The sequence below is a fragment of the Granulicatella seriolae genome, from assembly GCF_024543085.1.
Taxonomy (GTDB): domain Bacteria; phylum Bacillota; class Bacilli; order Lactobacillales; family Aerococcaceae; genus Granulicatella; species Granulicatella seriolae.
The window spans coordinates 348,669-374,167 of record NZ_JANHNZ010000002.1 but is presented as its reverse complement, the minus strand read 5'-3'; the positions used below and the strand labels follow the sequence as shown (position 1 = coordinate 374,167).

Here is a 25,499-nt window from a genome sequence, read left to right as displayed (position 1 = left end):
TGTAGCATAGATGAGAATAGAGAGAAAGGATTGGCGGATTGTGGTATGATAGACTAGAATAGAAAAAGTATGATAGTAATGAAAGTTATATAGGAGAGTGAAGATTATGGCAGATCAACTAGAGTTAGTGATTATTACTGGGATGAGTGGTGCGGGGAAGACCGTTGCTATGCAAAGTTTTGAAGACATGGGCTATTTTTGTGTGGACAATATGCCACCAAGTTTGTTGCCTAAGTTTTGGGAATTGGTCAAAGAATCAGGCAAGGTATCCAAGATAGCCTTAGTCATCGACCTACGTTCTAGAGCCTTTTTTGATGAAATCATGAGCGCTATTGGTAATTTAGACAATACGTCATTTATTACAACAAAGATTTTATTCTTAGAAGCTAGTGATGATGCTTTGGTTTCACGCTATAAAGAAACTCGCCGCACACATCCGCTAGCCACCAATGGACGTGTTTACGATGGGATTGTGTCTGAGCGCAAGTTATTGGAAGATATCCGTATTCGAGCACAAAAAATTATCGATACCACCAACCTATCCCCAAGACAATTGCGTGAAGAGATTATGGGAAGTTTTTCAGATGGCGACAGTAGTGTATTCACCGTACAAGTCATGTCATTTGGCTTTAAGTATGGTATTCCAATTGATGCTGATATCGTCATGGATGTCCGTTTTCTACCTAACCCGCACTATATCGACAGCTTGAGACCGATGACAGGTCTGGATCAAGAAGTCTATGATTACGTGATGACGCAACCTGAAACTAAAATCTTCTACCATAAATTTATGGACCTACTGGATTTCGTTATTCCGGGCTATAAAAAAGAGGGGAAATCAAGTGTGACCATAGCGATTGGTTGTACAGGTGGACAACACCGTTCAGTTGCTCTAGCGGAGAGAGCAGGCAAAGAGTTGATGAGCGATTCCTACAAGGTGAACATCAGTCACCGAGATAAAGATCGCCGCAAAGAAGGGAATGGGCGATCCTAATGGAAGAGCAACTACTTAACAACCAAACAGGGCAAAATGGCCAACGAAAAAGAAGACCAAAAATAACGGTTATCGGCGGCGGAACTGGTCTGCCAGTCCTCTTACGAAACCTAAGAAAGAGAAATGCGGATATTACTGCGGTAGTAACCGTTGCGGATGATGGAGGCTCTTCGGGCGTTATCAGAGACTATATCAACGTGGTGCCGCCCGGGGATATTCGGAACTGTATGATTGCCTTATCGTCAATGGGGAAACTTCAAAAAGAAATTTTTCAATATCGCTTCAATTCTGATGATCAGTTTTTTGCTGGACATGCTATTGGGAATTTACTAATTGCTGCTTTAACAGAAATGAAGGGCAACAATATTTTTGATGCCATCCGTTTGTTGTCTAAGATGATGCAGATTGACGGACACATTTATCCAGCAGCCGAAGAACCGCTTGTGCTCCATGCAGAATTCGAAGATGGAACCAAGGTTGTGGGGGAATCCAAACTAGCCCATCACCGCAAAAAAATTAAACGAGTAACAGTTGAAACCTATGAACCCGGACGACCAGCCAAGGCGGCCAGAGATGTCATCAAATCCATTATGGAATCAGACATGGTTGTCATAGGGCCAGGAAGCCTCTATACCAGCATCCTTCCGAATCTGATGATTGAAGACATCGGCACAGCCATTTGCGAAACACAGGCGGAAGTTGTGTATATCTGCAATATTATGACCCAGTTTGGCGAAACAGAACAGTTCACCGATGCCGACCATGTGCGAGTCTTGCATGAACATCTGGGCAAGAACTTTATTGACACAGTCCTAGTTAACACCGAACCAGTGCCAGACGAATACCTCAACCAACAAAAGAATGAAGAATATCTCTACCAAGTGACCTACGACTTCAAAGGCCTAAGAGAACAAGGTTGTCGAGTGGTGTCCGCTGACTTTATCAAACTAAGAGACTCAGGCGTCTATCATGACGGCCAAAAAGTCATCGACGAACTCTACACCCTAATCCGCAGCGTCAACCCCCGGATTGTAAATGGGTAAGGAAATCTGTTTGTAGAAAATTTAAATAGATAAATAACTGCTGTGGAAACTTTTGGGTTTCACAGCAGTTTTTATGTTTGGTGATGTATAGAATAGACATTTGTAAGGAAAAATTATGAAAAAACAAGATCTCTATTAGTATCTAATGGGGAATAAAAGTGGTTTATTCCCCATTAGGAAGCTAGTACCACTTAGAAAACAAAAGAGTTTCCGAGAACAGCAGCAGAAATAACGGTGAATGAGCATAGCTGGTGCACAGTAGCTGTTTCGACGTTAGTCGATTACAGATACGTAGACAGCTAAGTCGTGAGACCAGGGCTCACGGCGGTGCCACCGTTCTCATTTCTGCTGCTGTTCTCGGAAACTCTTTTAAGTCTTAGAAATAGATTCTAGTTATTTATGGAATTTTTACCCAATATATTGTACTGGCTACTTTGGGTTTCTCCGTTATTCTAGCACGATTTCTTACCATCCTAGTACAAAGGTCCTAGGAGAAATTTTTAATAGTTCAATCTTAAGACCTATGAAAAATCATTTGGAATACGTCATAATCAGTAGTGTAAAGAAATACTCTATCCGTCATTGAACCAATAGAGAATGATTTAGCTAACCATATATTGAGGAGGAAACGATAATGGAAGAAAAAGAAAGAATCATTACACTTGTCAAAGAAGGTATTATCAGCTCAGAAGAAGCATTAGTCTTATTGGAACAACTAGGACAAAAAGCAGCTGAAGCCGCAAGTCAAGAAACTGTTAAAGAGACAACCACTAATCATAAAAAAGAAACTAGTGCAGAATCTATGGAAGCCGACGACCAAAACAACCTCAACAAAATTCTAGAAGGAATTGCGAGCGCATTAACCTCCTTCTCAGCAGATGTTGATGGCAAAGACCAAACCTTAAAAACACTCTATGCAGATATTCAAGCTAAAAAAGACCGTTTAGCAGAACTAGATGTGATGAAAGAATTGGATGAATGGTCCAGTGACCAAGAAATGGAAGCACAACGTATCAAGGAAGAGCTAGATTCTCTAGATGGGCAAACCAAAGCCCTAGAAGAAGATAAAAAAGCTCTCGAAGAAGAAATGGCTCGCTTGAAAAAAGAAGAGATGGACGAAGCTATCAAAAAAATGAAAGAAAAAGTTGAATCCGCAAAAATCAAAGAGTCTGTCAATGAAACAATGAATCAAGTAGGCTCAACCGCATCAAAACTAGGTGAAGCCCTATCCAACCTATTCAGCAGTGGCTTCAAGAATGTGATGGACAATGTGGAATGGGAAACAAAAGAGTTCAACATTCCAAAATTAGCGTCACAAAAATTCACACACACCATTGAAAGCCCAACAACCAGTGCAACAATTGTAGATGTGAAAGTCGCAAATGGTGAAGTCAAATTTAAAACATGGGATCTTCCATATGTAAAAATCGAAGGGAACTACAAACTGTATGGTGCCTTTGAGGAAGACACACCTCTAGAAATTTTTGAAAACCGTAGTAAAGTGGTTTTTGATGAAGAAAAGATTACTTTCCATATTCCAAACAAACGTATCTACGCAGATCTAATCATCTATCTACCACGACAAGAGTATGATTACATTTCTGTTCAAGCCTTGAACGCTAGTATCCGCTTAAAAGATATTCAAGGAAAGGATTTCTATCTAAAATCCGTTAACGGTGACGTACTCCTAAAAAATATTACAGGGACCATGGTAGAAATTGACAGCGTAAATGGTACTTCAAAAGTTATAGATTGTACGCTAAGAGACTTAATCAGCAAAAAAGTAGCTGGCAAATCAGTTATCAAGAGTGATATCGTTAGCAGCAAAATTACATCTGTCTCTGGCTCTATCAAAGTAGAAGCAACCAAAGCTACCATTAAGAAGATGAATGCAAGCACAGTTAGCGGTTCTATTTCCGTTCAGATTGATAAGGATCAAGAGTTTGAAGCAAAATTGTCAACGGCACTTGGTAAGTTAGACTATGAAAGTTTACAAGCAGAAGTCATTAATGAAACCAAGGATACTGCTTCTAAAAAAGTACATCTTCGTAAAGTAACGGAAGGGGCTCCTGTTCAAATCAATTTATCAACAACTACAGGAAGTGTGCGATTGCTTGCCGCAACCAATCCTAAAAAAGATAAGTCAGTAGAACAGACAGAAGAAGAGATTAAAGATATAATGGAAGATAAGAAAGAAGAAACAAGCGAAGAATAATAGCTAGCCAATCAGAAAGGGTGGGAATCATGGGCTATAAAAAATTAACAAAATCAAAAAATCATAGAATGATATCAGGTGTCTTAGGAGGAATTGCTGATTACCTAGGGGTTGACCCAACAGTAGTCCGTGTCATCTTCTTACTAGTGGCAGGATCCGGTATTCCAATTATCTTATATATTGCGATGGCTTTAATCATGCCAGAAGCTGAATAAGAAAGGAAAGTGAGTGAGAACAGTGTATCAAAAAAAACTAACCAAATCGTCTACCAATAGAGTCCTAACAGGGGTTCTAGGTGGGATTGCAGAATATTTAGGTATCGATGCGACGATTATTCGACTCATCTTTATTCTCTTAGTTTGGTCAGGTGTGTCCATCATGATTTATATCTTATTGGCCATCATCATGCCAGAAGAATCTAAAGAGAGTCGCAAGAATAAAAAGAATCGTCAAGAACAAGAAAAATGGTCAAGTGGAAGAGATTTCTTCTACTCAGACAACAATAAAGCTAAAAAATCTAAAAAAACAGATGTCGACTTTGAAGAAGATGACGAAGATTGGAGTGACTACTGATGGGTAAAAAGATTATTATCAATACGATAGGTTTCATCTTAATAGCCACATTAGTTCCAAGTTTTCATGTAAGTGGTTGGGTGACAGCTTTAATTGCCAGTGTGGTTTTGGCCATACTTAATTTATTGGTCAAACCAATCTTGTTACTGCTAACCTTACCAATTAACTTCTTAACATTTGGCTTGTTCAGTTTCATCATCAATGCTTTTATGTTAAGCCTAACCTCATTCTTCATGGGGAGTAGTTTTTACATCACCTCTTTCGGAATGACCATCGTTGTCAGCATCTTGCTAACCATTTTCCAACAATTCGTGGAACAATTTACCGAACCAAGAGGCTATTAAAGCACATTTTAAATCCAGCTCTCACATTAAAGGGCTGGATTTTTTTACGTTGACAATGTACTAGAACAAATAAACCAGTGTGTAAACAGCAAAACTAAACAAAAGAGTTACCGAGAAATATATCCGTACAGAACGGTGCAAAGCATAGCTGACGCACAGTGACTGTTTCGGCTTTAGCCGATCTACAGTCACGTAGACAGCTAAACCGTGAGACCAAGGCTCACGGTGGTGCCACCGTTCTCATTTCGGATATATTTTTCGGTAACTCTTTTGTGCTTTAGAAACAACCAACATTATTTAAAACTTGTCAAACGACTTCATTCCTCTTAATAGCTCTAATATGGTATGATAATATTACCAATAGAAAGAGGTTTTCATCTTCTTGTTTTAGTAGGCAAGTCAGAGACTTCAAGATAAAATAGATGGATAGAAAGAGGGATGTCGATGTCGAACTTCGTTACAGTAGGAGAGCTAGTTAGTAAAATTCGTTTAAAACCAATTCATGGAAAAGAATACTTGGACCGCCCAATCACAACCAGTGAAATTTCCCGACCAGGCTTGGAATTAACAGGCTATTTCAACTTTTACCCAGCAGAACGGATACAGTTGTTTGGACGAACAGAAAAGTCATTTTCAGATAAAATGATTCCAGAAGAGCGTTTATTAATTATGAGACGTTTATGTACTGAGCAGACACCATGTATTATTATTTCTCGTAAATTGGATGCTTCTGAAGAATTGATACAAGCTGCTGCTGAAGCTAAGATTCCCATCTTACAAGCATCTTCTAGAACAACACATGTCTCCAGTAGTGTAACCAATTATTTGGAAAGCCGTTTGGCAGAGCGCATGTCCATGCATGGTGTATTGGTGGACGTCTATGGAATTGGTCTATTGATTACGGGTGAGAGTGGTGTTGGTAAGTCTGAAACGGCACTTGAACTAATTCAAAAAGGCCATCGACTTGTAGCGGATGACCGAGTAGAGTTGTACCAACACGATGAATTGACACTAGTTGGAGAGGCTCCAGAAATCTTAGCCAACCTCATTGAAATTCGTGGAATAGGTATTATCGATGTCATGACCTTATTCGGAGCTGGAGCTATTCTAGAAAGTAAGCAAGTTGATTTGTTAGTCCATCTTGAGAATTGGTCGCCAGATAAAAAGTATGAAAGACTTGGCGGGCCGGAAGAGTTGGTTGATATTATGGGCGTTTCTATACCAAAGATTCGCATCCCTGTTAAAACCGGTCGTAACGTTTCTATTATCTTGGAAGTGGCATCTATGAACTTTAGAGCTAAAAATATGGGCTTTGATGCCAGCGAAACCTTCCAAAGAAATCTAGATAAACTAATCGCCAAAAATATGGAAGAAAGTGATAATAATTAAGCAGGTTTTGAAAGAGGTGTAGGAACAGCTTAAACACCTAATAATGCATTCAATAGAGAAAGAAGGATTTGATGAACAGTTTTAGCGTAATAGATCCAGTTTTTTTTGAATTAGGTCCTATAGCAGTCCATTGGTATGGCGTGATTATTGCTTTAGGAATCTATATTGCTGTAACCCTAGCAGATAAAGAGGCAACTAGAAAAGGCTATCGAAAAGATTTTATTATAGACTTAGTTATGTGGGTCTTACCAATAGCGTTTTTAGGAGCACGCTTATATTATGTTGTGTTTAACTTGAATTACTATTTGGCACATCCGGAAGAAATTATCCAAATATGGAATGGGGGGATTGCCATCTATGGAGGCTTGTTAGCTGGGGCGGCAACGGCCTATTGGTTTTGTAAAAAAGAAGGAGTTTCCTTTGCCCTCTTTTTAGATATTGCGGCACCGGTTGTTTTACTAGCTCAAGCTATGGGACGATGGGGTAACTTTATTAATCAAGAAGCTCATGGTGGAGAAGTTAGTCGTGCCTTCTTAGAAAGTCTTTTCTTGCCCAACTGGATTATTGAACAGATGAACATTAACGGTGTTTATTACCAACCAACCTTTTTGTATGAGTCTGTCTGGTCTGCCATCGGAGTTATTCTTCTCCTAGTTTTACGCAGACGGAAGCACTTGCTCCGAGTGGGAGATATTGCCATTATTTATACCATGTGGTACTCATTTGGACGTTTCTTTATTGAAGGCTTAAGAACGGATAGTTTGATGATGTTTGGATTGATTCGAGTATCGCAAGCTTTGTCAATTGTGCTCTTTATCGGTGCCTTGATTGTTTGGTGGCTCAGAAGTCGTCGCATTCCTGAGTATCCTTATTACGATGAGGTTACTGATCCGAAAAGTAGGCTTTTACTAGGTTAATCTATAGTATCAGAGAAGAATTGAGGTAGGAAAATGAAACAAACAATTGCTGTATTAGGTTCAGGTTCTTGGGGGACGGCTTTAGCCATGGTTCTTCAAGGAAATGGACATACTGTTCGCTTATGGGGTAATTCACCAGAACAGATCGAAGAAATCAATCAAAATCATACCAATAGACATTACTTACCAGATGTCTTGTTAGACCCATCTATTAAGGCAAGCACAGATTTAAAAGAAACCGTTACAGGCGTGGATGCTATTTTATTTGTTCTACCTACTAAAGCCATGCGTTCTGTAGCACAACAAGTTGCTCAAGTGATTAGCGGAAAACCCATTATTATTCATGCCAGTAAAGGTTTGGAACAGGATTCTTTTAAACGAATTTCAGTTATTTTAGAAGAAGAATTGTCTGCCGATTCTTATGAAGCTATTGTAGTATTATCAGGACCGAGTCACGCTGAAGAAGTGGTTCGCCAAGACCTGACCACCATCACGGCAGCATCTGATAATTTGCAAGCGGCGGAATATGTGCAGGCCCTGTTCAGTAATGACTTTTTCCGTATCTATACCAATAAAGATGTGGTTGGTGTTGAATTGGGAGCGGCCTTGAAAAACGTTATTGCAGTAGGTGCTGGTGCCTTGCACGGTCTAGGTTATGGTGACAATGCCAAGGCAGCTCTTATGACGAGGGGATTGAGCGAAATTAGTCGTTTGGGCGTAGCTTTTGGTGCGGATCCACTGACCTTTATCGGTTTAAGTGGTGTCGGTGACTTAATTGTAACCTGTACCAGTACCCATTCACGAAACTGGCGAGCTGGAAATCAACTAGGACAGGGCATTCCTTTAGACCAAGTCTTGGAGAATATGGGCATGGTGGTTGAAGGTGTAGCAACGGCTAAAGCTGCTTACCACCTAGCACAGGAAAAAGAGATTGATATGCCTATCACACAGACTGTCTACAATGTCTTATATCAAGGGAAAGATGTCAAAGAAGAAATCAAAAACCTAATGAATCGGGAACGTAAGGCAGAAGCCTCTATCAGCGAACACTTATAAACTTATAGAACTCGTTTAAAGGCTAGAAAGAAAAGCCAGAATACGTTAAAATAGTATCAAAGTAATCGCTTATAACTGTAAGAAAACATGAGGATACTGTTATTGGAGGAGTGCAAATGAAAAAAGTGAAAAAGGCCGTTATTCCGGCAGCTGGTTTAGGGACCCGATTCTTACCTGCTACTAAGGCTATGGCTAAGGAAATGCTGCCAATTGTGGACAAACCAACCATTCAATTTATTGTTGAGGAAGCGTTAGCCTCGGGAATTGAAGATATTTTGATTGTTACAGGGAAAAGCAAACGACCAATTGAAGACCATTTTGACTCTAATATTGAATTGGAATCAAACTTGGAATCTAAAGGCAAAACGGAATTATTGGAGTTAGTCCAAGAAACGACAGGCATTAATCTCTTTTTTGTGCGCCAATCTTACCCTAAAGGTCTAGGTGACGCTGTTTTACAAGCCAAGGCGTTTGTAGGTGATGAGCCATTTGTCATCATGTTAGGGGACGATATTATGCAAGATGAGGTTCCTTTAACACGTCAACTTATCGATGCCTATGAAAAAACACACGCTTCGAATATTGCTGTTATGGAAGTCCCACATGAAGAGACCTATAAATATGGGATTATCGACCCAGATAAGCAAGTAGAAGAAGGTTTGTACAATGTCAATAAATTCGTTGAAAAACCAAGACCGGAAGATGCACCAAGTAATTTGGCCATTATTGGACGGTATCTCTTAACACCGGAGATCTTTACCATTTTAGAAGAGCAAGAACCTGGTGCTGGCGGTGAGGTTCAGCTAACGGATGCCATTGATACCTTGAACCAGACCCAACGAGTCTTTGCCAAGCAATTCAAGGGACAACGCTATGATGTGGGCGACAAATTTGGCTTTATGAAAACCAGCATTCAATTTGGTTTACACCATCCAGAAATCAAGGATGAATTGCGTGAGTATATCATTCAGGTTGGTTTAGAGTTGCGTGAAGAAGACCAAAAGAAAAACCAATTGTTAAAAAAAGAAATCATCGAAAGTAAAGAATAAGTTATCAAGAACTAAGGAGATAGGAATGGAAGAATCCAAGGAAATGAAACCCACTATTTATGATGTTATTATCATTGGGGCAGGTCCTGGTGGGATGACCGCTGCCTTATACGCTTCACGCTCTAATTTAAAGACGCTGATTCTAGAAAAAGGGGTGCCGGGTGGCGAGTTGCTTAACACGGCTGACGTTGAGAACTACCCTGGCTTTACCAGTATTACGGGCCCAGAATTAGCCGATAATATGTACAAAGGTGCTATGCAATTTGGCGCAACCTATGCCTATGGAAATGTCTCTGAGATTGAAGATGAAGGAGATATCAAAATTATTCATGCAGGCAAAAAAACATACTATACCTATTCTATTATCATTGCGACCGGCTCACATCACCGTAAGCTAGGTGTTCCTGGTGAGGAAGAATATGCCGGACGAGGCGTTTCCTACTGTGCGGTCTGTGATGGTGCCTTTTTCAAAGAGAAGCACCTATTTGTCATTGGTGGAGGTGATTCTGCGGTTGAAGAGGGAACTTATCTAACGCAGTTCGCTAGCAGAGTAACCATCGTGCACCGCCGTGACCAACTTCGCGCACAAAAAATCCTACAAGATCGTGCACGTAAAAATAATAAAATCGACTTTATCTGGGATTCCGTTGTGGAAGAAATTCAAGGTGCTGATGGTAAGGTGTCAGGCATTGTCTTAAAAAATGTCAAAACAAATGAGAACACTACTTTGCCGGCAGATGGGGTATTTATCTATGTAGGGCTTCTGCCTAACTCTCAAGCTTTCCAAGGGCTAGACATTAGCGATGAAGAGGGCTGGATTGTTACCAATTCAAACATGGAAACAGCCATACCGGGTATCTTTGCTATAGGAGACGTCCGTCAAAAGACACTGCGTCAAATTACGACAGCGGTTGGAGACGGTGGGCAGGCTGGGCAAGCAGTGTATCATTATGTAGAAGAATTGAAAGAATCACTAGAAAATCAATAACAGTTAAGGGGGAGAAAATGATGGCTTGGAAAGAAAGTGCAAAACAATGGGAAGATTTCAAGGATTTAGATCAACCGCTAAAAGACTTACTAGTTAACATGAGTGATGAAGAAAAGATGGACGCCTTTTATGCCGCATTAGAATTTGGTACAGCGGGTATGCGTGGCGTCGTCGGACCAGGGATTAATCGTATGAACCGATATACCATTCGTCAAGCAAACGAAGGATTAGCTCTTTTCATGGAAGCAGCAGGACTTGAAGCAAAAGAACGTGGTGTGGCCATTGCCTATGATTCACGACATTTTTCACCAGAATTTGCCATGGAGTCAGCATTAACCTTGGCAAAACATGGTATTCCATCCTATGTGTTTGAATCACTTCGTCCAACACCAGAATTATCTTTTGCTGTTCGACATTTAAATACCTTTACAGGTGTCATGATTACAGCAAGTCACAACCCTTCAGACTACAATGGGTATAAGGTATATGGCCAAGATGGCGGACAAATGCCTCCACAAGATGCAGATGCCCTAACGGCTTTTGTAAGAAGCGTTGAAAACCCACTTGAAGTTGAAGTCTTAAATTTGGAAGAAGCTAAGGCAGCTGGTCTAATCCATATGATTGGTCAAGAAGTTGACAAGGCCTATTTGGAAGAAATTAAGTCTGTTACCATCAATCCAGACTTGCTACAAGAATCAAAAGATTTGGTTGTAGTGTATACACCGCTCCATGGAACGGGTGAAATGTTATCCAAAGCCTCTTTAGAACAAGCAGGCTTTACTGGTTTGCGAATTGTAGAAGAACAAGCTGTACCAGACGGAGACTTTACAACTGTCAAATCACCTAACCCAGAAGAACCGGGCGCTTTTGAATATGCCATCAAACTCGGAAAAGAAACCGAGGCTGATTTACTGTTGGCTACCGACCCAGATGCAGACCGTCTTGGTGCCGCTGTACGGTTACCAGATGGCAACTATCAAGTGATTACCGGAAACCAAATCGCAGCACTATTATTGGACTATATCCTCTATGCTCGCAAAGAATCAGGGCAACTACCAAGAAATTCAGCAGCTGTTAAATCAATTGTTTCTAGCGAATTGCCAACCGCTATTGCTAAGGCATATGGCGTTGAGATGATTGATGTCTTGACTGGCTTTAAATTTATTGCTGAACAAATCAAACAGTACGAAGAAACAGGGCAACATACCTTTGTCTTTGGCTTTGAAGAAAGCTACGGCTTCTTAGTAAAACCATTTGTTCGTGATAAAGATGCTATCCAAGCTGTCTTGTTATTAACAGAAGTAGCGGCTCATTTCAAAAATCAAGGCAGAACCTTATATGATGGTCTGCAAGACTTGTATAAGAAATATGGGTATTTCACTGAGAAAACTATTTCAATCACCATTCCTGGAGTGGAGGGTGCCGCTAAGATTAAGGCTTTGATGGCTCAGTTGCGTGCGGATGCGCCTAAGGAGTTCGGTGGTTTGAAAGTCGCTTTGACACAAGACTTTGCCAACCAAACACAAACAGATGCAAATGACGTGATGACACCAATCCCTCTGCCAAGTTCAGATGTCCTAAAATACATCTTAGAGGATGGTTCTTGGGTAGCAGCTAGACCAAGTGGTACCGAACCAAAAATCAAATTCTACATGGGTATCCAAGGCGATAGCCAAGAAGCGGTTGCTGAAAAATTAGCGAAGATTCAAGCTGATATTGAGTTATTTACCAAATAAGTGTAGGATAGAAGAGCAGTCAGTTGGTTAAAGTAACTGGCTAACAAACAAGTATTGAAGGAGTGAAGTATTTTGAAAATTGCAATAGCAGGCTCAGGAGCTATGGGGAGCCGTTTTGGATTTATGTTACATCGCGCAGGGAATGACGTGATTTTAATTGATAAATGGCCAGCACACGTGGAAGCTATTAACCGTGACGGATTAAAAGGTGACTTTAATGGTGAGGACTTTGTAGAAAAGATTCCAGCAAGTTTCCCAGAAGATGTTCACGAACACATCGATATCGTCTTCCTGTTTACAAAAGCTATGCAGCTGGATGATATGTTACAGTCTATCCAACCAATCCTAAGCCAAGACACACAAGTTGTTTGTCTATTAAACGGTCTAGGACATGAAGATACAGTTGAAAAATACGTTCCAAAGAAAAATATCCATATGGGTAACACCATCTGGACTGCTGGACTAGTTGGCCCAGGACACATTCACCTACACGGAAATGGTTCTGTTGAACTAGAAAACGTTGAACCAGAAGGCGAAGAAAAAGCTAAAGAAATCTGCCAACTCTTAACAGATGCTGGTCTAAATGGTAAGTATAGCGACAACGTTAAGTTGGCTATCTACCGTAAAGCCTGTGTTAACGGAACGATGAACGGCTTATGTACCATGCTTGATAGCAACATGGCACAATTAGGGGCTACTTCAACGGCACGCGAGATGATTACCACTATTGTTAACGAGTTCGCTGATGTGGCGGAAGCGGAAGGGATTATCTTGGATCGTCCTGAAGTGATTGAACACTGTATCAGTTGTACAGATCCAACCACTATTGGAGAACACTACCCTTCAATGCACCAAGACCTCATCCAATCTAATCGTCTAACAGAGATTGATTACATCAACGGAGCCATTGCTCGTAAAGCAGAAAAATATGGTCTATACACACCATATTGCAAATTCTTAACCGAATTAGTGCATGCTCGTGAGCAAGTGTTAGGCGCGAAATAAAAAACGAAAATAGGTAATAAGGACACTACAGAGTCTCCAGATAAAGGTCAGGAACAAAAGCGGTGGCACCGCCGTGAGCCTTGGTTTCACGGCTTAGCTGTCTACGTGGCTGTAATCGGCGAAAGCGCCAAACATCCACTGTGCGTCAGCTATGCTTTGCACCGTTATTCCTGACCTTTATCCGGAGACTCTTTCGTGCTTTAAGAAATTGTAATATTGCTTGAGGAATGTTATTAGCCAAAACAATTCTAATCTCTTAAAAAGGCGATTCCCACGAATTCCGTGGGGATCATCTTTTTTTGTGTACAAAATATGTCTATTTTTTGTGAAATGTGAGCATGTTGTTAGATACTAATATTTTTTTATGCTACGATAAATTTGAAAGAAAAAGGGGGATTAACATGACGAATTTCTTTAAATTATACTTAATTAGTGCAGTCGTTTTCTTGGTTTTTGATCTTTTTTGGTTAGGTGTTGTTTCTAAGAAGATGTACCAACACTTTATTGGACACTTAATGGGGGAAGTTCGGATTACACCAGCTATCATTTTCTATCTAATTTATCTAATTGGACTAGTTTTCTTCGTCTTAATGCCGGGCATTGAAAAGAGTAGTCTTATCTATACCATAGGAGCAGGCGCTTTGTTTGGGTTTGTTTGCTATGCGACCTATGATTTGACAAACTTGGCGACCCTTAAGAATTGGCCGGTGACCATGACCTTGATTGACCTTGTTTGGGGAACCTTTGTAACTGCAGCAAGCTCAGGAATTACTTACTATATCTTTATGAAATTCTTTGGAGGAGGCGGTTCATAATATGGAAGTCGAAAGCCGACAGCTACTGCAAAGTATCTATCAAGGAGCTAAGAATGTTATTAGCAAAAAAGATGAGTTAAACCGAATTAACGTTTTTCCTGTTGCAGATGGTGACACGGGAACCAATCTGGCTTCTTTGATGCAAGCTATTATAGACATTGTTCCACCGAGGAATTATGCTGTGGATGAGCTTTTAAACAATATTTCATCAGCTGCTTTAATTGGAGCAAGAGGTAACTCTGGGATTATTTTTGCCCATTACTTAAGTGCCGTTGCTGAAAATTATGATAAGGTGGATTCATCTTCTTCCAAGAGTTTGGTAACCGCCCTGCAAAACGGTGTTGACAAGGCATATGAGGCACTCTTAGAACCTAGAGAGGGCACTATTTTATCAGTTATGCGAGCTTGGGCGGAAGCCTTAGCTGAGACCTTTAGCCAAGAAGCTTCACTAGGAAATTCTCTATTGGAAGCACAAAAAGCAGCTGAAAAAGCTTTAGAAGAAACACAATTCCAACTAGAGGTGCTCAAAAAGAATCGATTAGTCGATTCAGGAGCTAAAGGCTTTTACTATTTTATTAGTGGGCTAACAAGTTCCTTCTGTGGTGAAGAGGGTGACTTGATAGAGTTGGATCTAGTTGACGAGGGAGAAAGCGTCGTTGACAGCCACCATTTTGAAACGAGTCAACCGATCTATCGTTATTGTTGCGAATTTATACTAAAAAATCTTAGTCTGTCTAGTCAGGAATTAAAAGATATGTTGCAAGGTATGGGGGATTCTTTGATTATTGCTGGCACTAAAACACAGGTTAAGGTTCATATTCATAGTAACAAACCACAAGATGTTTTGGCCTTGCTAGAATATGAGGGAAAAGTCGTTTATCAAAAAGTAGATGATATGCAAGTACAGTATCAAGTTTCTAAAAATGGGCGACTACCGATAGCCGTTGTGACGGATTCTATCGCTGATTTGCCGGATGACTTTATTGTTGAACATCAAGTGCATGTGATTCCAACCAACATTTTAGCTGCAGACAAAAATTATTTGGACAAACTAACTATTGACCCAAGTATTATCAAAGAAAAGCTAAAAGAAGGTATTCCTTTAAGCACCTCACAACCTACTATTCAGATGATAGACTCTTTGTTCTCCTATTTACAGGGTAAGTATGATCATGTAGTGGTTATCACTGTTTCGTCTCAATTAAGTGGTACTTATCAGTTGATCAAGCAGCGGATTAAGGCCAAGAACTTGTCATCTGATTGGATACGAGTCGTTGATTCTCGTTTGAATTCAGTGGCGCAAGGGCTAGTGGTCAAACGAGCCGTAGAATTGGTTGAAACCCATGAGACTTTTGAACGTATTCTAGATAAGTTAGAAGAAACAATTGACCGCACTGTGATTTATGTGGCGGTTGCTGACTTGAACCCAATGATTCATTCAGGCAGAATCCCTCAATTTGCTGGAAAAATATTACAGGCACTTTCCCTTTATCCGATTGTTAGCCTAGATCCATCTGGAAATGGCAAATTAATTGGAGCCTCATTTGGACAGAGGGCTAGTATGAAGAAAATTATTAAAAGGCTTAAGAAGGAAATTAAGGCAGGTAAGATTGAAGAGCTTGCTATTACACATGTTTGTGCTCCAGAACAAGCCAAGATTTGGGCTAATCAATTTGAGACAGGTGAGAATCTGGTTTCTTATCTTGTAGATAGTTCGGCTTCTATTGCTATCAGTGCTGGTTTAGGAAGTGTGGCTATAGCTGCCATCAGAAAAGAGGGGAATCTATGATGTATTGGATAGTGATTGTCGCTTTAACCTTGTATTTTATTAGTTGGTTTGCAATTTCTCAAGCTAAAAACAATTATTCTTTAGTTGATATTGCTTGGCCAGGTGGTTATCTGGTGGTTGCTTGGGTTGGATTTCTCTTTTCCTTTGATGGCACCAAGCAGGAATTGGTGGTACTACTCTTAGTGACCTTATGGGGTGGTCGCCTGTTCTGGCACCTAGCTCGCCGTAATTGGAATAAACCGGAAGATTACCGTTATACCAATATGCGCAAAGCATGGGGCCATAAATTTGTCCCTGTAAAAGCATTCTTCAAGGTTTTCTTTTTACAAGGCGTTCTCTTATATATCATTGCTCTACCAATTACGCATATCTTTGCTTCTAATCCAAAGTCAGACACCTTTTCTTGGTGGCAAATAATTGGCGTCATTTTATGGATGATTGGTTTCACTTTTGAGGTGGCTGGTGATTATCAATTAGAGCAGTTTAAAATGAATCCAGCTAATAAGGGCAAGCTGCTAACTAGCGGCTTCTGGTCTCTGACGAGACACCCTAATTATTTTGGTGAAGCATTGACTTGGTGGGGCGTCTTCCTGGTTGCCTTTACCCAATTGTCAGACGCTTGGTTACTGATTAGTCCAGTCCTCATCACACTACTCTTGCTCTTCGTTTCAGGCGTTCCATTATTAGAGGAAAAGTACAAGGACCGACCAGATTTTCAAGAATATGCAAAACATACGCCAAAATTTGTCCCATTTATCGGGAAGAAGGGGCTCTAAAAAGGTTGTAAAATTTGTAGGAGAGGAAAACGATTGATGAAGAAGATTCCTTTATGGAAAAAAGTACTAGGGATTATTCTAACCTTGGTAGCTGTGATAGGTATTGGAGGAACCATTTACCTGAAACAAAGCACCTATCCAGCGACAGAATCTGCTCAAATACTAAGTGAGCAGGCTGTTGATTCTAAAGAATATGATCTTTATAGCAACGGACAAGGCAATCCATTGAGCATTATTTTTTATCCTGGAGCCTTGGTAGCACCAGAAAGCTATAGCAAATGGGCGTCACAAGTCGCTTCCAAAGGCTATGATGTCTATGTAGTTAAGATGCCCTTGAATTTAGCGGTATTGTCTCCCAATGCAGCAGAAAAAATTATTGAGGCTAACCCTGATAAATCGTTCGTGATGTCGGGCCATTCACTAGGCGGTGTTATGGCAAGTCGTTTTGCAGCCTATCACCTTGACCGAGTAAGAGGAATGATATTTTTAGCTAGCTATCCCGATGAAAAGGGTAGTTTGACGAGTTCTGGTATTCCAGTCCTCTCAATAACTGCTTCTAAAGATGGGGTACTGAATCAAGAAAAGTTTCAAGAAGCAAAGGCTTATCTGCCAAGTCAAACAGATTATATGGATATTGAAGGTGGAAATCACGCCGGTTTTGGTTCGTATGGCAAACAAAAAGGCGATATAGAGGCTACTATATCGAATGATATGCAACAGGAAGAGATTTCCAGTGCTATTGTTGAGTGGTTGGGACGGGTGAAGGAATAAGGGTAAAGGCCAATAAAAGTAGACAAAAAGAGCTGAAAAGCACTTTTGTCTACTTTTTTATTGAATAGTGTTATTAACATACTAAGATTAGTAGGTTTAAAATCTGAAATACTAGATTTGATAACAAAGAGTTAAGCATGTATACAATAGAAGAATATAATAATCCTATTGTATTATCGAAATATGCAATAGAACTGAGTGACATAAAGCGTTTTTACCAATATAATATATATTGTAATGACAATGGAACTAATGATGTGCTGAATGAACAAAATAATTGAGGATATAGTAATAATAAACTTGACATCCGGTTAAGAATCTTCGTGAACAAATTGAACCTATTTAAAAAAGGAGGAATCAGAACAAAAAGTCAAGAATAGAATAAAATCAGTCGAAACTTAGTCAATGTTGATTTGGGATAGACATGACAACCTCTTGATGTACTTTATAGACTGTTTGTTAATGGAGAGTAGTTAATAGAAAATATAATTTAGAGAGGCAAATGAGGTGATATTTTGAGAATATTAGTAGTATCTCATGGTGAATTAGCGTCAGGACTAATCAATAGTTATGAAATGATTGCAGGTGAAAATCCTCAGTTAGATTCATTGAGTTTAACTAATGCGGGAATTGCTAATTTTACGCAGAAATTTATGGAGAAATTAGACTCATATGGAAATGAAAAAGTTTTAATCTTATGTGATATTAAAGGTGGTAGTCCTTTCAACGAATCTTACAAGTATCAAATGACACATCCTGATAGAGTAAGCATTATATGTGGAGTTAATTTACCAATCTTGATTGAAGTTGGCATGTTAGTAACTAGTATTGACGATTTAGACGTTTTATATCAGATGGCATTGTCAATTGGCAAACAATCTATAGAAGGGATTAGCAAAGAAATAGTACAAGAGGAAGAAAACGAAGAATTAGAATTTTAAGGAGTTGAAAAAAATGGCTATTTCCTTTATTCGAATCGACGATCGAATTATTCACGGTCAAGTTGTAACAAGGTGGATGAGTGAGAGACCTTGTGATGGTGTCGTTGCGGTTGATGATGCTGCGGCAATGAATCCTGTCCTATCTAAAGTGCTTAAATCAGCTGTTCCTCAACCACTAAAGGGATTTGTTTTGACTGTTGAAAGAGCAGCAACTAAATGGACTGAAATTGTAAACAGTAATAACAACTATTTTTTAATCGCAAAGACACCCGAGACCCTAGTCACTTTGTTTGAACAAGGAGCAGATTTTATTAAAGAATTACCAAAATTGAATGTTGGACCCATGAGTGCAAGAGAAGAAGCTCAAAAAATTGGACCTAATGTTGCTGTTACAAAAGGAGAAATAGATGCCTTCAACCGTTTAGATCAACTTGGGATGGAAATCGAATTTAAATTAGTTCCAGATTCTAAAGGTTATTTATGGAAAGATATCAAAGAAACAATTAAATAAGGAGAGTGGAAAAAATGGATGGAATATTATTATTGCAAGCAGCACTAATATCATTGCTCTGCTACTTGGGGGCTTTGAGTACACCATGGCTTTTGGGATTGACAGGAGGTTGGTACACACTAACTAGACCTTTAGTATCAGGTTTCTTAATTGGAATTATTCTAGGCGATGTTACAAAGGGAGTTATTATTGGTGTTGCAATTCAAGCGGTATACATCGCTTTAGTAACCCCAGGTGGTCAAATGCCTGCCGATCTTAACTTTGTAGCTTACCCAGCTATTGCACTTGCTATGTTGTCTGGTGTATCTACAGAAGTTGCTGTTACTTTAGCGACAACGATTGGTGTTCTCGGTACAATTGTCTTTAACTTTTATCAAGTGACAAACTCTTTTTGGAATCATCGTGCTATAAAAGCCATAAATGAAGGTGATGATAAGGGCTTCGCTTTCAATACCATTGTAGGGCCGCAGTTACTAAACTTTGCCTTGCGATTTATCCCTTCATTCTTAGTTATCTATTTTGGTTCAAATTTTGCTAAACAATTACTAGAAAGTATGCCTCAATTCATCGTTGATACGATGTCTGTGTTAGGTGGCGCACTTCCAGCAATTGGGGTCGTTATGCTATTGACTGCAGTTGTTAAGGAAAATATTATGATTTTATTTTTCCTATTTGGTTTCGTGTGCGTTGTATTCGTAAAACTCAATATGATTGCGTTAGCGATTGTTGCAGCAGTTATTGCCTATATTTATTATCTAATCATCTCAAAACAAGGACCAACAGTTGTTAGTGCAGGAGGAAATGACGAGATTGAGGAGGAAGAATTCTAATGGAGACGAAAAAAACCTATCAATTACTTGATAAAAAGACGTTAAATCAATCTTATTTTAGATGGATGATGCACAATTTAGTGGCGATGAGTTATGAGTATTTGGAAGCGCTGGGCTTCGCTTATTCTATGCAGCCAGTTGCTGATAGACTGTACAAAGATAATCCTGAAGAACGCAAAAAAATGTTGCAACGACACGCTCTCTTTTATAATACTGAACCTCAATTAGGAGCTTTGATTAACGGTGTGGTTTGTGGGCTTGAAGAACAAAGAGCTTTAGGCAATTCTGAAATTGATGATAGTTTCATAAATAGTTTAAAAATCGGTTTAATGGGTCCTATTGCAGGTATTGGGGATTCAATGATTCCGGGGATGTTAATTCCTATTCTATTATCCATCGGTATGGGTTTATCAGCTGATGGTGGAATTCTAGGTCCCATCTTCTATATCATTACCTACAATCTAATTATAGTATTAGGAACAAGATATCTCTTCTTCAAGGGATATGAATTGGGTGCTGAATCGGTAGATCTTTTCGTTGGAAAGAAGGCTGCACAAATGACTCAGGCAATCTCTGTGCTTGGAGTTATTGTCATCGGTGGAGTAGCGGCTTCCTATGTGAATTTAAATTTACCAATAGTTTTAGATTTTGGAAATGCAGTTGTTGATGTACAACTAATCCTCGATGGTATTTTCCCTAAGCTGTTGCCAGTGGTATTAGTGATTACTAGTTGGTATTTCATGGCTAAAAAAGGCGTAACTCCATTAAAAATGATTGCAACTTACTTTATTTTAGCTTTTACAGGTGTTGGGTTAACTTATTTAATTCAAATGTTTTTTTAGGGTGACTTTTTCAGGAGTCAGTAATGGTTAGAAAGGAGCCTAAAACTATTGGAAAATAAAATATGTTATAACGGCAACGTAGCAACTTTAGAAGGTAAAAATGTTATAAAAAAAGAAACGAAATTGTTCAGTCTTCAAAATATCTTTCAAGATCAAGTCGCTTTAGAACAGATGGATCCAGATCAAGTAGTTTATGAAGTTGAGATGCATGATAATGGATTAAAAGAAGGTGAAAAAGGGGGGCTCTTCTTTGGTATATCTCATATCCATCCGGGAAAGGTTGGAAACGAATATTTCATGACTCGAGGACATATTCATCTTGTGGAAGATACTGGTGAATATTACTGGGGACTAGAGGGGGAGGGCCTTTTAATCTTGACATTTCCTGATGGAAAAACTTATGTAGAAGAGGTTCGACCTAATAGTTTGCATTATATTCCTGGAAAAGTAGCTCATAGATTAGTTAATACTGGACAGGAAAGACTATCTGTTGGTGCTTGCTGGTTGACAGAGTCAGGCCATAATTACAATAAGAAAGGCCTCTTTAAGGTCTCAGTTGTCGAGGAAGTAAACCAATTTAAGGTCTTGGACTTGGAAAAATTCAAATGAATTATAGCCAGTTTTTAGTTAAAGTAGTCAAATATAAATAGGCTAATCTTTTCTTGTAGATTAGCCTATTTATTAAATTAGGATATGGAAATTGATACTGTTATGTCAACTGAAATCTTATACTAGCTACATATCCAAATAGTAGCGATAATATTTACCGATATAAAAATTTTCACTATATTCACGGTAAGTGCCTTCGACATGTTTAACCATTCGGACTCGTTTTAATATTGGCTCATAGAGCCCAATGTCCAGAGCGTCTTGAATGGCTTTGGTAGGTAGCATGGCTTCAACATATTCGGTTTCATGATTGAAAGATACGCCATATTCTGATAGTAAGCTATAAAGTGAGCCATAGTAGGATTCGTTATTTGTAGGATATCGCTCATCATAGGTGAAAAAGGACTCAACATAAACAAATGCTTGTCCATCAGCTCCCCGGATTCTCGTTAATTTCATGATGGTGTCCCTAATATTTATATTTAGATAACGAGAGATTTTCTTGTTTGCCTTGACAATTTCTATTTGAGCCCACAATGTAGTAGCCTCTTTACCTAATTCCTTCATCTCTGTTGTAAAACTTTTAACAAAAGTGTAGTGTTCATCTACTTTTTCTTCCCACTCACAAACAAAAGTACCTTTAGCCCTCTTTCTATAGACAAGGTTTTCTTTTACTAGTTCCTCAATGCTTTTTCTAATGGTGATTCTACTAACGTGATATTTATCGCAGAGATCTAATTCGGGTGGAATTTTGGTGCCAGGTTTCCATTTTTCGGAAATAATATTCATACGAAGTTCCCCAGCTATTTGTACGTATAAAGGGATACTAGAATCATAATTAACAGCGTTACTCAAGAAAACAACTCCTTTAATACTCATCTCTATTGTTATGACAATAGAATAGCATATAAAGGGGAGTGGTACAATCAAATTAAAAAATAAATATAGTAAATCATTTATTGTAATAACAATATATCTATAGGGGTGTTGTGCAATGACGAAATATGATTTAAAACCAGAAATCAAGATAAAGAATGTACTTGATGGATTTAATGGTTTTACAGCAATTGCTGACCAGCTATTAAAATCAGTTCAAGAAAAGAGCAAAAAAAATATTGTTCTAGCTATTGAAGGGTATCCAGGAGTCAACTATCTAGAGCTAAAGGAAAAATTATTCCCATTACTTGCTCCTTGTAAAGTGATAGATGCAGATGAGTATGCTCAATCCGTTGAACAAGTTCAAGAGAGAATTAAAGACACGATTACAAATGACAGAGTTTTTGGGGTCTTATCCCAATATACAATTGATCAATTTTATCCCCTTGATTTGATTGTAAAAGCTAAAGAAGAAATTGCATCCAGTAAGGGATTAGTTGTTGTATATGGCATGGGGACACGCTTAATCTGCCAACCAGATATTCTAGTTTATGCTGATTTGCCACGTTGGGAGATACAGTGTCGTTATAGAAATGAGCATTTAAATAATTGGAAAACAGATAATCTTGATGAGGATCCTTTAAGAAAATACAAACGAGGATACTTTTTTGAATGGGCTATGGCCGATCGTGAGAAGAAAAAACTTTTTAATAAAATAGATTACCTTTTAGATACCACTAACAAAGGTTTACCAACTATGATTGATGGTAAATCCTATTTAGAAGCTTTAAAACAAGTTGCTAGAAGACCGTTCCGGTTGGTACCATTTTTTGATGCCAGTGTTTGGGGTGGCCAATGGATGAAAGAGATGTTTAATCTAGACCCTAATGTCAAAAATTACGGTTGGGCTTTTGATGGAGTGCCTGAAGAAAATAGTATCATCCTTAATTTTAATGGTACCAAAATTGAGGTGCCAGGACATAATCCTGTTTTTACTAATCCGGATGAACTGCTTGGACCTAAAGTTCGTTGGCGTTTTGGTACAAATTTTCCAATTCGATTTGACTATCTAGATACAATGCAAGGAGGAAATTTAAGTTTACAAGTTCATCCCCTTGTTGAGTATGCCCAGGATACTTTTGGTATTCATTATACTCAAGATGAGAGTTACTACATTCTTGAGGCAACAGATGCTTCGACAATCTATCTGGGAGTTAAAAATGGAACTAATAAAGAGGAGTTAATTTCTGATTTAAGAAAAGCAAGCTCAGGAGAGATACGGTTTCCTGATGAAAAATATATCAATATCTTTCCGGTCAAAAAACATGACCATTATTCCATTCCGGCAGGCACAATTCACTGTGGTGGACCTGAAACGGTAGTCTTAGAAATAAGCGCAACTCCCAATAATTTCACCTTCAAACTTTGGGATTGGGGCAGGGTAGGGCTAGATGGCGTTCCTAGACCAGTTCATATTGATCATGGAGAAGCTAATATTTTGGTTGAGCGAGATACTGATTACGTTTTGGAAAATTTAGTTTCAGAAGCTAATGATATCTTTGAAGATTTATCAAATCAAGAAGGGGTTCGAACCGAAAAAACGGGACTGAGTGATTTACAATTTATCAAAACTCATCGCCATTGGTTTGACGAAGTGGCCATTCTAGAAACACATGAAAGTGTCAATATGTTGAATCTTGTTGAAGGTACTTCAATTGTTGTTGAAAGTGTAGATGGACAATTTGATCCTTTGTCAATTAATTATGGTGAGACATTTATTGTACCCGAGAGTGTTAAACAGTATAAGGTTAGAAATACTGGAGAAAAGAAAGTTGCACTCCTTCAAGCGTTTGTTCGTAACTTATGAGTATTAGGTGGTGATAAAGTTGAATTTTTATCCAGGGTTTGATATAAGAGTTGATGAAGAGAAGATGATGTTTGAATATGGGGAAGAGACTTTTGGTCTCGAGGTTGAACGAAGGCGTATGGATGACATTCGAAAAAGTTTAAGAAATGCTAATAGCAACGGTCCTGAAATTCCTTATGCAATTGCAATGGATGTTGGCAAAAAAAGGGATTTAAAAGATTTGATAAATCGTTCCTTGTTATATGGAGCAGTTATTTATTCAAAAGGTAGATTTGGCCAGGAGCCAGTTCGTAGCCAAGGGCATATTCACTCGGTTTCAGCTTCTTGTGGCTCATCTACACCAGAAGTTTATGAGATTTGGTCAGGAGAAGCGATTATTTATATGCAGGAAAGTGCCAAGGATAATCCGGGCAAGTGCTTTGCTGTCTACGCTGGTGTTGGGGATCTTGTTATCGTTCCACCTTTTTGGGCTCATTATACAGTCAATGCCAATCCAAACCAAAACATGTCGTTTGGTGCTTGGTGTATTCGAGATTATGGTTTTGATTATGAAGAAGTGCGGTCTCATGGGGGATTAGCATATTTCCCAATCTTGGATGTAGAAGATAAGATATCATGGACTAAAAATGAGTCTTATAAAGCACCTAATATTTGTTTACAGAAGGCTAGAGAATATCCAGAGTTCGGACTTAAAAGTGGTGTTCCAATTTATACCCAGTACGAAGGGGATCGAGAACTTTTTACTTTTGTCACTAATCCACAAGCTAACCCAACTCTTTGGCAAGATTTCGAGCCTTAAGACTCAGAAAAAACTCCCAAAAGTTTGTATAATTACAAGACTTTCGGGAGTTTTTAGCATGTTCAACATTTTCTATAATCTTTTATAATATTATTTGCAACAAAAAACTACTCTTTCTCAGCCTCTTTCTGAATTCGGCGCAAGACGCGGTAGGTTAGCACCATTTTGAGGGCTGTTACGATGGTGTTGGTGGCGAAAAAGCAGCAGAAAAAGCTGATGATATTCCAACCTGAACTTGCCACAGATAGGGTTGCTAGGTAGGTGAAAAAGAACCCCATAGCAAATTGTGTAAAGGTATGTAAAAAGAATCTGTTTCTAGTCATGTTTAGTCCTCTCTCTTGTATCTGTAACTTATCATAACGGTTTAGCTCTAGGTGGGCAAGTATTTTTTCTTGCATTTCTAACCAATTTTGATTATTATTATCTTGTGCTTAGCACTTGAAGAGTATGAGTGCTAATTCGTAAACTATATATTGGAGGAATCGATTATGTTAAAGCCTTTAAAAGACCGTGTTGTCATTAAGATGGTTGAACCAGAAGAAAAAACATTGGGTGGCTTAGTATTGCCTAGTGCTGCTCAAGAAAAATCACAAATTGGGCAAGTGGTAGCGGTTAGTGACTTCACCGATGAGGACGACCGCCAAGTACAAGAAGGCGACCGTGTCGTATTTGAAAAATATTCAGGTACAGAAATTAAGTTTGAAGGTCAAGAATATATTGTGGTGAAAGAAAAAGATTTAATCGCCATTGTTAAATAATACCAA

General features: G+C 38.9%; 27 protein-coding genes. 25 read left to right on the top strand and 2 right to left on the bottom strand.

All coding sequences use genetic code 11. From position 1 onward, the window contains the following. The first annotated feature begins 106 nt into the window (after positions 1-106). The 22 genes from rapZ (at position 107) to NPA36_RS03810 (ending at position 21,193) form a co-directional block, all read left to right on the top strand. Complete coding sequence (gene rapZ, locus NPA36_RS03915) at positions 107-994, top strand: RNase adapter RapZ (protein ID WP_256944795.1); 888 nt, start codon at positions 107-109, stop codon at positions 992-994. Then, positions 994-2,037: a gluconeogenesis factor YvcK family protein gene (locus NPA36_RS03910; RefSeq protein ID WP_256944794.1), complete on the top strand. Its 1,044-nt coding sequence runs from the start codon at positions 994-996 to the stop codon at positions 2,035-2,037. Before rapZ ends, NPA36_RS03910 begins: the two co-directional genes overlap by 1 nt. Positions 2,038-2,671: 634 nt before the next feature. After that, positions 2,672-4,252 carry a daptomycin-sensing surface protein LiaX gene (liaX, locus tag NPA36_RS03905; protein WP_256944793.1) on the top strand — a complete coding sequence of 527 codons (1,581 nt, stop codon included), beginning with the start codon at positions 2,672-2,674 and terminating at the stop codon, positions 4,250-4,252. Between the two features lie 29 nt (positions 4,253-4,281). Then, on the top strand, positions 4,282-4,467 hold the full coding sequence (locus tag NPA36_RS03900; RefSeq protein ID WP_256944792.1) for a PspC domain-containing protein: 186 nt from the start codon (positions 4,282-4,284) through the stop codon (positions 4,465-4,467). 13 nt (positions 4,468-4,480) lie between these two features. Continuing rightward, entirely contained in the window at positions 4,481-4,825 is a 345-nt protein-coding gene (locus NPA36_RS03895) for a PspC domain-containing protein (protein WP_256944791.1), read from the top strand. Next, complete coding sequence (locus NPA36_RS03890) at positions 4,825-5,169, top strand: phage holin family protein (RefSeq protein ID WP_256944790.1); 345 nt, start codon at positions 4,825-4,827, stop codon at positions 5,167-5,169. Before NPA36_RS03895 ends, NPA36_RS03890 begins: the two co-directional genes overlap by 1 nt. 444 nt (positions 5,170-5,613) lie before the next feature. Then, the gene (gene hprK / locus NPA36_RS03885; RefSeq protein ID WP_256944789.1) at positions 5,614-6,558 is read left to right on the top strand and encodes an HPr(Ser) kinase/phosphatase; all 945 of its coding nucleotides are present in this window, start codon (positions 5,614-5,616) and stop codon (positions 6,556-6,558) included. Positions 6,559-6,629: 71 nt separating this feature from the next. Then, the gene (lgt, locus tag NPA36_RS03880) at positions 6,630-7,475 is read left to right on the top strand and encodes a prolipoprotein diacylglyceryl transferase (RefSeq protein ID WP_256944788.1); all 846 of its coding nucleotides are present in this window, start codon (positions 6,630-6,632) and stop codon (positions 7,473-7,475) included. 33 nt (positions 7,476-7,508) lie between these two features. Continuing rightward, a complete protein-coding gene (locus NPA36_RS03875; RefSeq protein ID WP_256944787.1) occupies positions 7,509-8,531 on the top strand; it encodes an NAD(P)H-dependent glycerol-3-phosphate dehydrogenase in 1,023 nt (340 codons plus the stop codon). 116 nt (positions 8,532-8,647) lie between these two features. After that, on the top strand, positions 8,648-9,580 hold the full coding sequence (gene galU, locus NPA36_RS03870) for a UTP--glucose-1-phosphate uridylyltransferase GalU (protein ID WP_256944786.1): 933 nt from the start codon (positions 8,648-8,650) through the stop codon (positions 9,578-9,580). Positions 9,581-9,605: 25 nt separating this feature from the next. Continuing rightward, the gene (gene trxB / locus NPA36_RS03865) at positions 9,606-10,568 is read left to right on the top strand and encodes a thioredoxin-disulfide reductase (RefSeq protein WP_256944785.1); all 963 of its coding nucleotides are present in this window, start codon (positions 9,606-9,608) and stop codon (positions 10,566-10,568) included. Positions 10,569-10,588: 20 nt separating this feature from the next. Beyond that, on the top strand, positions 10,589-12,304 hold the full coding sequence (locus tag NPA36_RS03860) for a phospho-sugar mutase (RefSeq protein WP_256944784.1): 1,716 nt from the start codon (positions 10,589-10,591) through the stop codon (positions 12,302-12,304). 72 nt (positions 12,305-12,376) lie between these two features. Then, positions 12,377-13,309: a 2-dehydropantoate 2-reductase gene (locus NPA36_RS03855; RefSeq protein ID WP_256944783.1), complete on the top strand. Its 933-nt coding sequence runs from the start codon at positions 12,377-12,379 to the stop codon at positions 13,307-13,309. Positions 13,310-13,710: 401 nt separating this feature from the next. Beyond that, positions 13,711-14,124 (top strand): DUF2177 family protein, encoded by a 414-nt coding sequence (locus NPA36_RS03850; protein WP_256944782.1) that lies wholly within the window; start codon positions 13,711-13,713, stop codon positions 14,122-14,124. A 1-nt stretch (position 14,125) separates the two neighbouring features. Further along, positions 14,126-15,913 (top strand): DAK2 domain-containing protein, encoded by a 1,788-nt coding sequence (locus NPA36_RS03845; protein ID WP_256944781.1) that lies wholly within the window; start codon positions 14,126-14,128, stop codon positions 15,911-15,913. Next, the gene (locus tag NPA36_RS03840; protein WP_256944780.1) at positions 15,910-16,689 is read left to right on the top strand and encodes a DUF1295 domain-containing protein; all 780 of its coding nucleotides are present in this window, start codon (positions 15,910-15,912) and stop codon (positions 16,687-16,689) included. Before NPA36_RS03845 ends, NPA36_RS03840 begins: the two co-directional genes overlap by 4 nt. Before the next feature lie 36 nt (positions 16,690-16,725). Then, positions 16,726-17,460: an alpha/beta hydrolase gene (locus tag NPA36_RS03835; protein ID WP_256944813.1), complete on the top strand. Its 735-nt coding sequence runs from the start codon at positions 16,726-16,728 to the stop codon at positions 17,458-17,460. 515 nt (positions 17,461-17,975) lie between these two features. Beyond that, positions 17,976-18,401 (top strand): PTS sugar transporter subunit IIA, encoded by a 426-nt coding sequence (locus NPA36_RS03830; protein WP_256944779.1) that lies wholly within the window; start codon positions 17,976-17,978, stop codon positions 18,399-18,401. A gap of 13 nt (positions 18,402-18,414) precedes the next feature. After that, a complete protein-coding gene (locus NPA36_RS03825) occupies positions 18,415-18,912 on the top strand; it encodes a PTS system mannose/fructose/N-acetylgalactosamine-transporter subunit IIB (RefSeq protein ID WP_256944778.1) in 498 nt (165 codons plus the stop codon). Positions 18,913-18,926: 14 nt separating this feature from the next. Beyond that, the gene (locus tag NPA36_RS03820) at positions 18,927-19,742 is read left to right on the top strand and encodes a PTS mannose/fructose/sorbose/N-acetylgalactosamine transporter subunit IIC (RefSeq protein WP_256944777.1); all 816 of its coding nucleotides are present in this window, start codon (positions 18,927-18,929) and stop codon (positions 19,740-19,742) included. Continuing rightward, the gene (locus tag NPA36_RS03815; protein WP_256944776.1) at positions 19,742-20,584 is read left to right on the top strand and encodes a PTS system mannose/fructose/sorbose family transporter subunit IID; all 843 of its coding nucleotides are present in this window, start codon (positions 19,742-19,744) and stop codon (positions 20,582-20,584) included. Before NPA36_RS03820 ends, NPA36_RS03815 begins: the two co-directional genes overlap by 1 nt. Before the next feature lie 48 nt (positions 20,585-20,632). Further along, positions 20,633-21,193 carry a glucose-6-phosphate isomerase family protein gene (locus tag NPA36_RS03810; RefSeq protein ID WP_256944775.1) on the top strand — a complete coding sequence of 187 codons (561 nt, stop codon included), beginning with the start codon at positions 20,633-20,635 and terminating at the stop codon, positions 21,191-21,193. 126 nt (positions 21,194-21,319) lie between these two features. Here the strand turns inward: NPA36_RS03810 and NPA36_RS03805 are convergent, their stop codons facing one another. After that, entirely contained in the window at positions 21,320-22,048 is a 729-nt protein-coding gene (locus NPA36_RS03805) for a GntR family transcriptional regulator (protein ID WP_256944774.1), read from the bottom strand. Between the two features lie 139 nt (positions 22,049-22,187). Between NPA36_RS03805 and NPA36_RS03800 the strand changes: the two genes are divergently transcribed. Both NPA36_RS03800 and NPA36_RS03795 read left to right on the top strand, forming a co-directional pair. Then, positions 22,188-23,936: a class I mannose-6-phosphate isomerase gene (locus NPA36_RS03800; RefSeq protein ID WP_256944773.1), complete on the top strand. Its 1,749-nt coding sequence runs from the start codon at positions 22,188-22,190 to the stop codon at positions 23,934-23,936. A 19-nt stretch (positions 23,937-23,955) separates the two neighbouring features. After that, positions 23,956-24,735 carry a glucose-6-phosphate isomerase family protein gene (locus NPA36_RS03795; protein ID WP_256944772.1) on the top strand — a complete coding sequence of 260 codons (780 nt, stop codon included), beginning with the start codon at positions 23,956-23,958 and terminating at the stop codon, positions 24,733-24,735. A gap of 107 nt (positions 24,736-24,842) precedes the next feature. Here NPA36_RS03795 and NPA36_RS03790 read toward each other — a convergent pair whose 3' ends face one another. Then, complete coding sequence (locus NPA36_RS03790) at positions 24,843-25,058, bottom strand: DUF4305 domain-containing protein (protein WP_256944771.1); 216 nt, start codon at positions 25,056-25,058, stop codon at positions 24,843-24,845. Between the two features lie 165 nt (positions 25,059-25,223). Between NPA36_RS03790 and NPA36_RS03785 the strand changes: the two genes are divergently transcribed. Further along, positions 25,224-25,493, top strand: a complete 270-nt coding sequence (locus NPA36_RS03785) for a co-chaperone GroES (RefSeq protein WP_256944770.1) — start codon at positions 25,224-25,226, stop codon at positions 25,491-25,493. The last annotated feature ends 6 nt before the right edge of the window (positions 25,494-25,499 follow it).

What these genes read in the sequence shown, in the direction of transcription:
- rapZ (WP_256944795.1), top strand. Translation starts at nt 107, where the DNA reads ATGGCAGATCAACTAGAGTTAGTGATTATTACTGGGATGAGTGGTGCG.
- NPA36_RS03910 (WP_256944794.1), top strand. Translation starts at nt 994, where the DNA reads ATGGAAGAGCAACTACTTAACAACCAAACAGGGCAAAATGGCCAACGA.
- liaX (WP_256944793.1), top strand. Translation starts at nt 2,672, where the DNA reads ATGGAAGAAAAAGAAAGAATCATTACACTTGTCAAAGAAGGTATTATC.
- NPA36_RS03900 (WP_256944792.1), top strand. Translation starts at nt 4,282, where the DNA reads ATGGGCTATAAAAAATTAACAAAATCAAAAAATCATAGAATGATATCA.
- NPA36_RS03890 (WP_256944790.1), top strand. Translation starts at nt 4,825, where the DNA reads ATGGGTAAAAAGATTATTATCAATACGATAGGTTTCATCTTAATAGCC.
- hprK (WP_256944789.1), top strand. Translation starts at nt 5,614, where the DNA reads ATGTCGAACTTCGTTACAGTAGGAGAGCTAGTTAGTAAAATTCGTTTA.
- lgt (WP_256944788.1), top strand. Translation starts at nt 6,630, where the DNA reads ATGAACAGTTTTAGCGTAATAGATCCAGTTTTTTTTGAATTAGGTCCT.
- NPA36_RS03875 (WP_256944787.1), top strand. Translation starts at nt 7,509, where the DNA reads ATGAAACAAACAATTGCTGTATTAGGTTCAGGTTCTTGGGGGACGGCT.
- galU (WP_256944786.1), top strand. Translation starts at nt 8,648, where the DNA reads ATGAAAAAAGTGAAAAAGGCCGTTATTCCGGCAGCTGGTTTAGGGACC.
- trxB (WP_256944785.1), top strand. Translation starts at nt 9,606, where the DNA reads ATGGAAGAATCCAAGGAAATGAAACCCACTATTTATGATGTTATTATC.
- NPA36_RS03860 (WP_256944784.1), top strand. Translation starts at nt 10,589, where the DNA reads ATGGCTTGGAAAGAAAGTGCAAAACAATGGGAAGATTTCAAGGATTTA.
- NPA36_RS03850 (WP_256944782.1), top strand. Translation starts at nt 13,711, where the DNA reads ATGACGAATTTCTTTAAATTATACTTAATTAGTGCAGTCGTTTTCTTG.
- NPA36_RS03845 (WP_256944781.1), top strand. Translation starts at nt 14,126, where the DNA reads ATGGAAGTCGAAAGCCGACAGCTACTGCAAAGTATCTATCAAGGAGCT.
- NPA36_RS03840 (WP_256944780.1), top strand. Translation starts at nt 15,910, where the DNA reads ATGATGTATTGGATAGTGATTGTCGCTTTAACCTTGTATTTTATTAGT.
- NPA36_RS03835 (WP_256944813.1), top strand. Translation starts at nt 16,726, where the DNA reads ATGAAGAAGATTCCTTTATGGAAAAAAGTACTAGGGATTATTCTAACC.
- NPA36_RS03825 (WP_256944778.1), top strand. Translation starts at nt 18,415, where the DNA reads ATGGCTATTTCCTTTATTCGAATCGACGATCGAATTATTCACGGTCAA.
- NPA36_RS03820 (WP_256944777.1), top strand. Translation starts at nt 18,927, where the DNA reads ATGGATGGAATATTATTATTGCAAGCAGCACTAATATCATTGCTCTGC.
- NPA36_RS03815 (WP_256944776.1), top strand. Translation starts at nt 19,742, where the DNA reads ATGGAGACGAAAAAAACCTATCAATTACTTGATAAAAAGACGTTAAAT.
- NPA36_RS03800 (WP_256944773.1), top strand. Translation starts at nt 22,188, where the DNA reads ATGACGAAATATGATTTAAAACCAGAAATCAAGATAAAGAATGTACTT.
- NPA36_RS03790 (WP_256944771.1), bottom strand. Translation starts at nt 25,058, where the DNA reads ATGACTAGAAACAGATTCTTTTTACATACCTTTACACAATTTGCTATG.
- NPA36_RS03785 (WP_256944770.1), top strand. Translation starts at nt 25,224, where the DNA reads ATGTTAAAGCCTTTAAAAGACCGTGTTGTCATTAAGATGGTTGAACCA.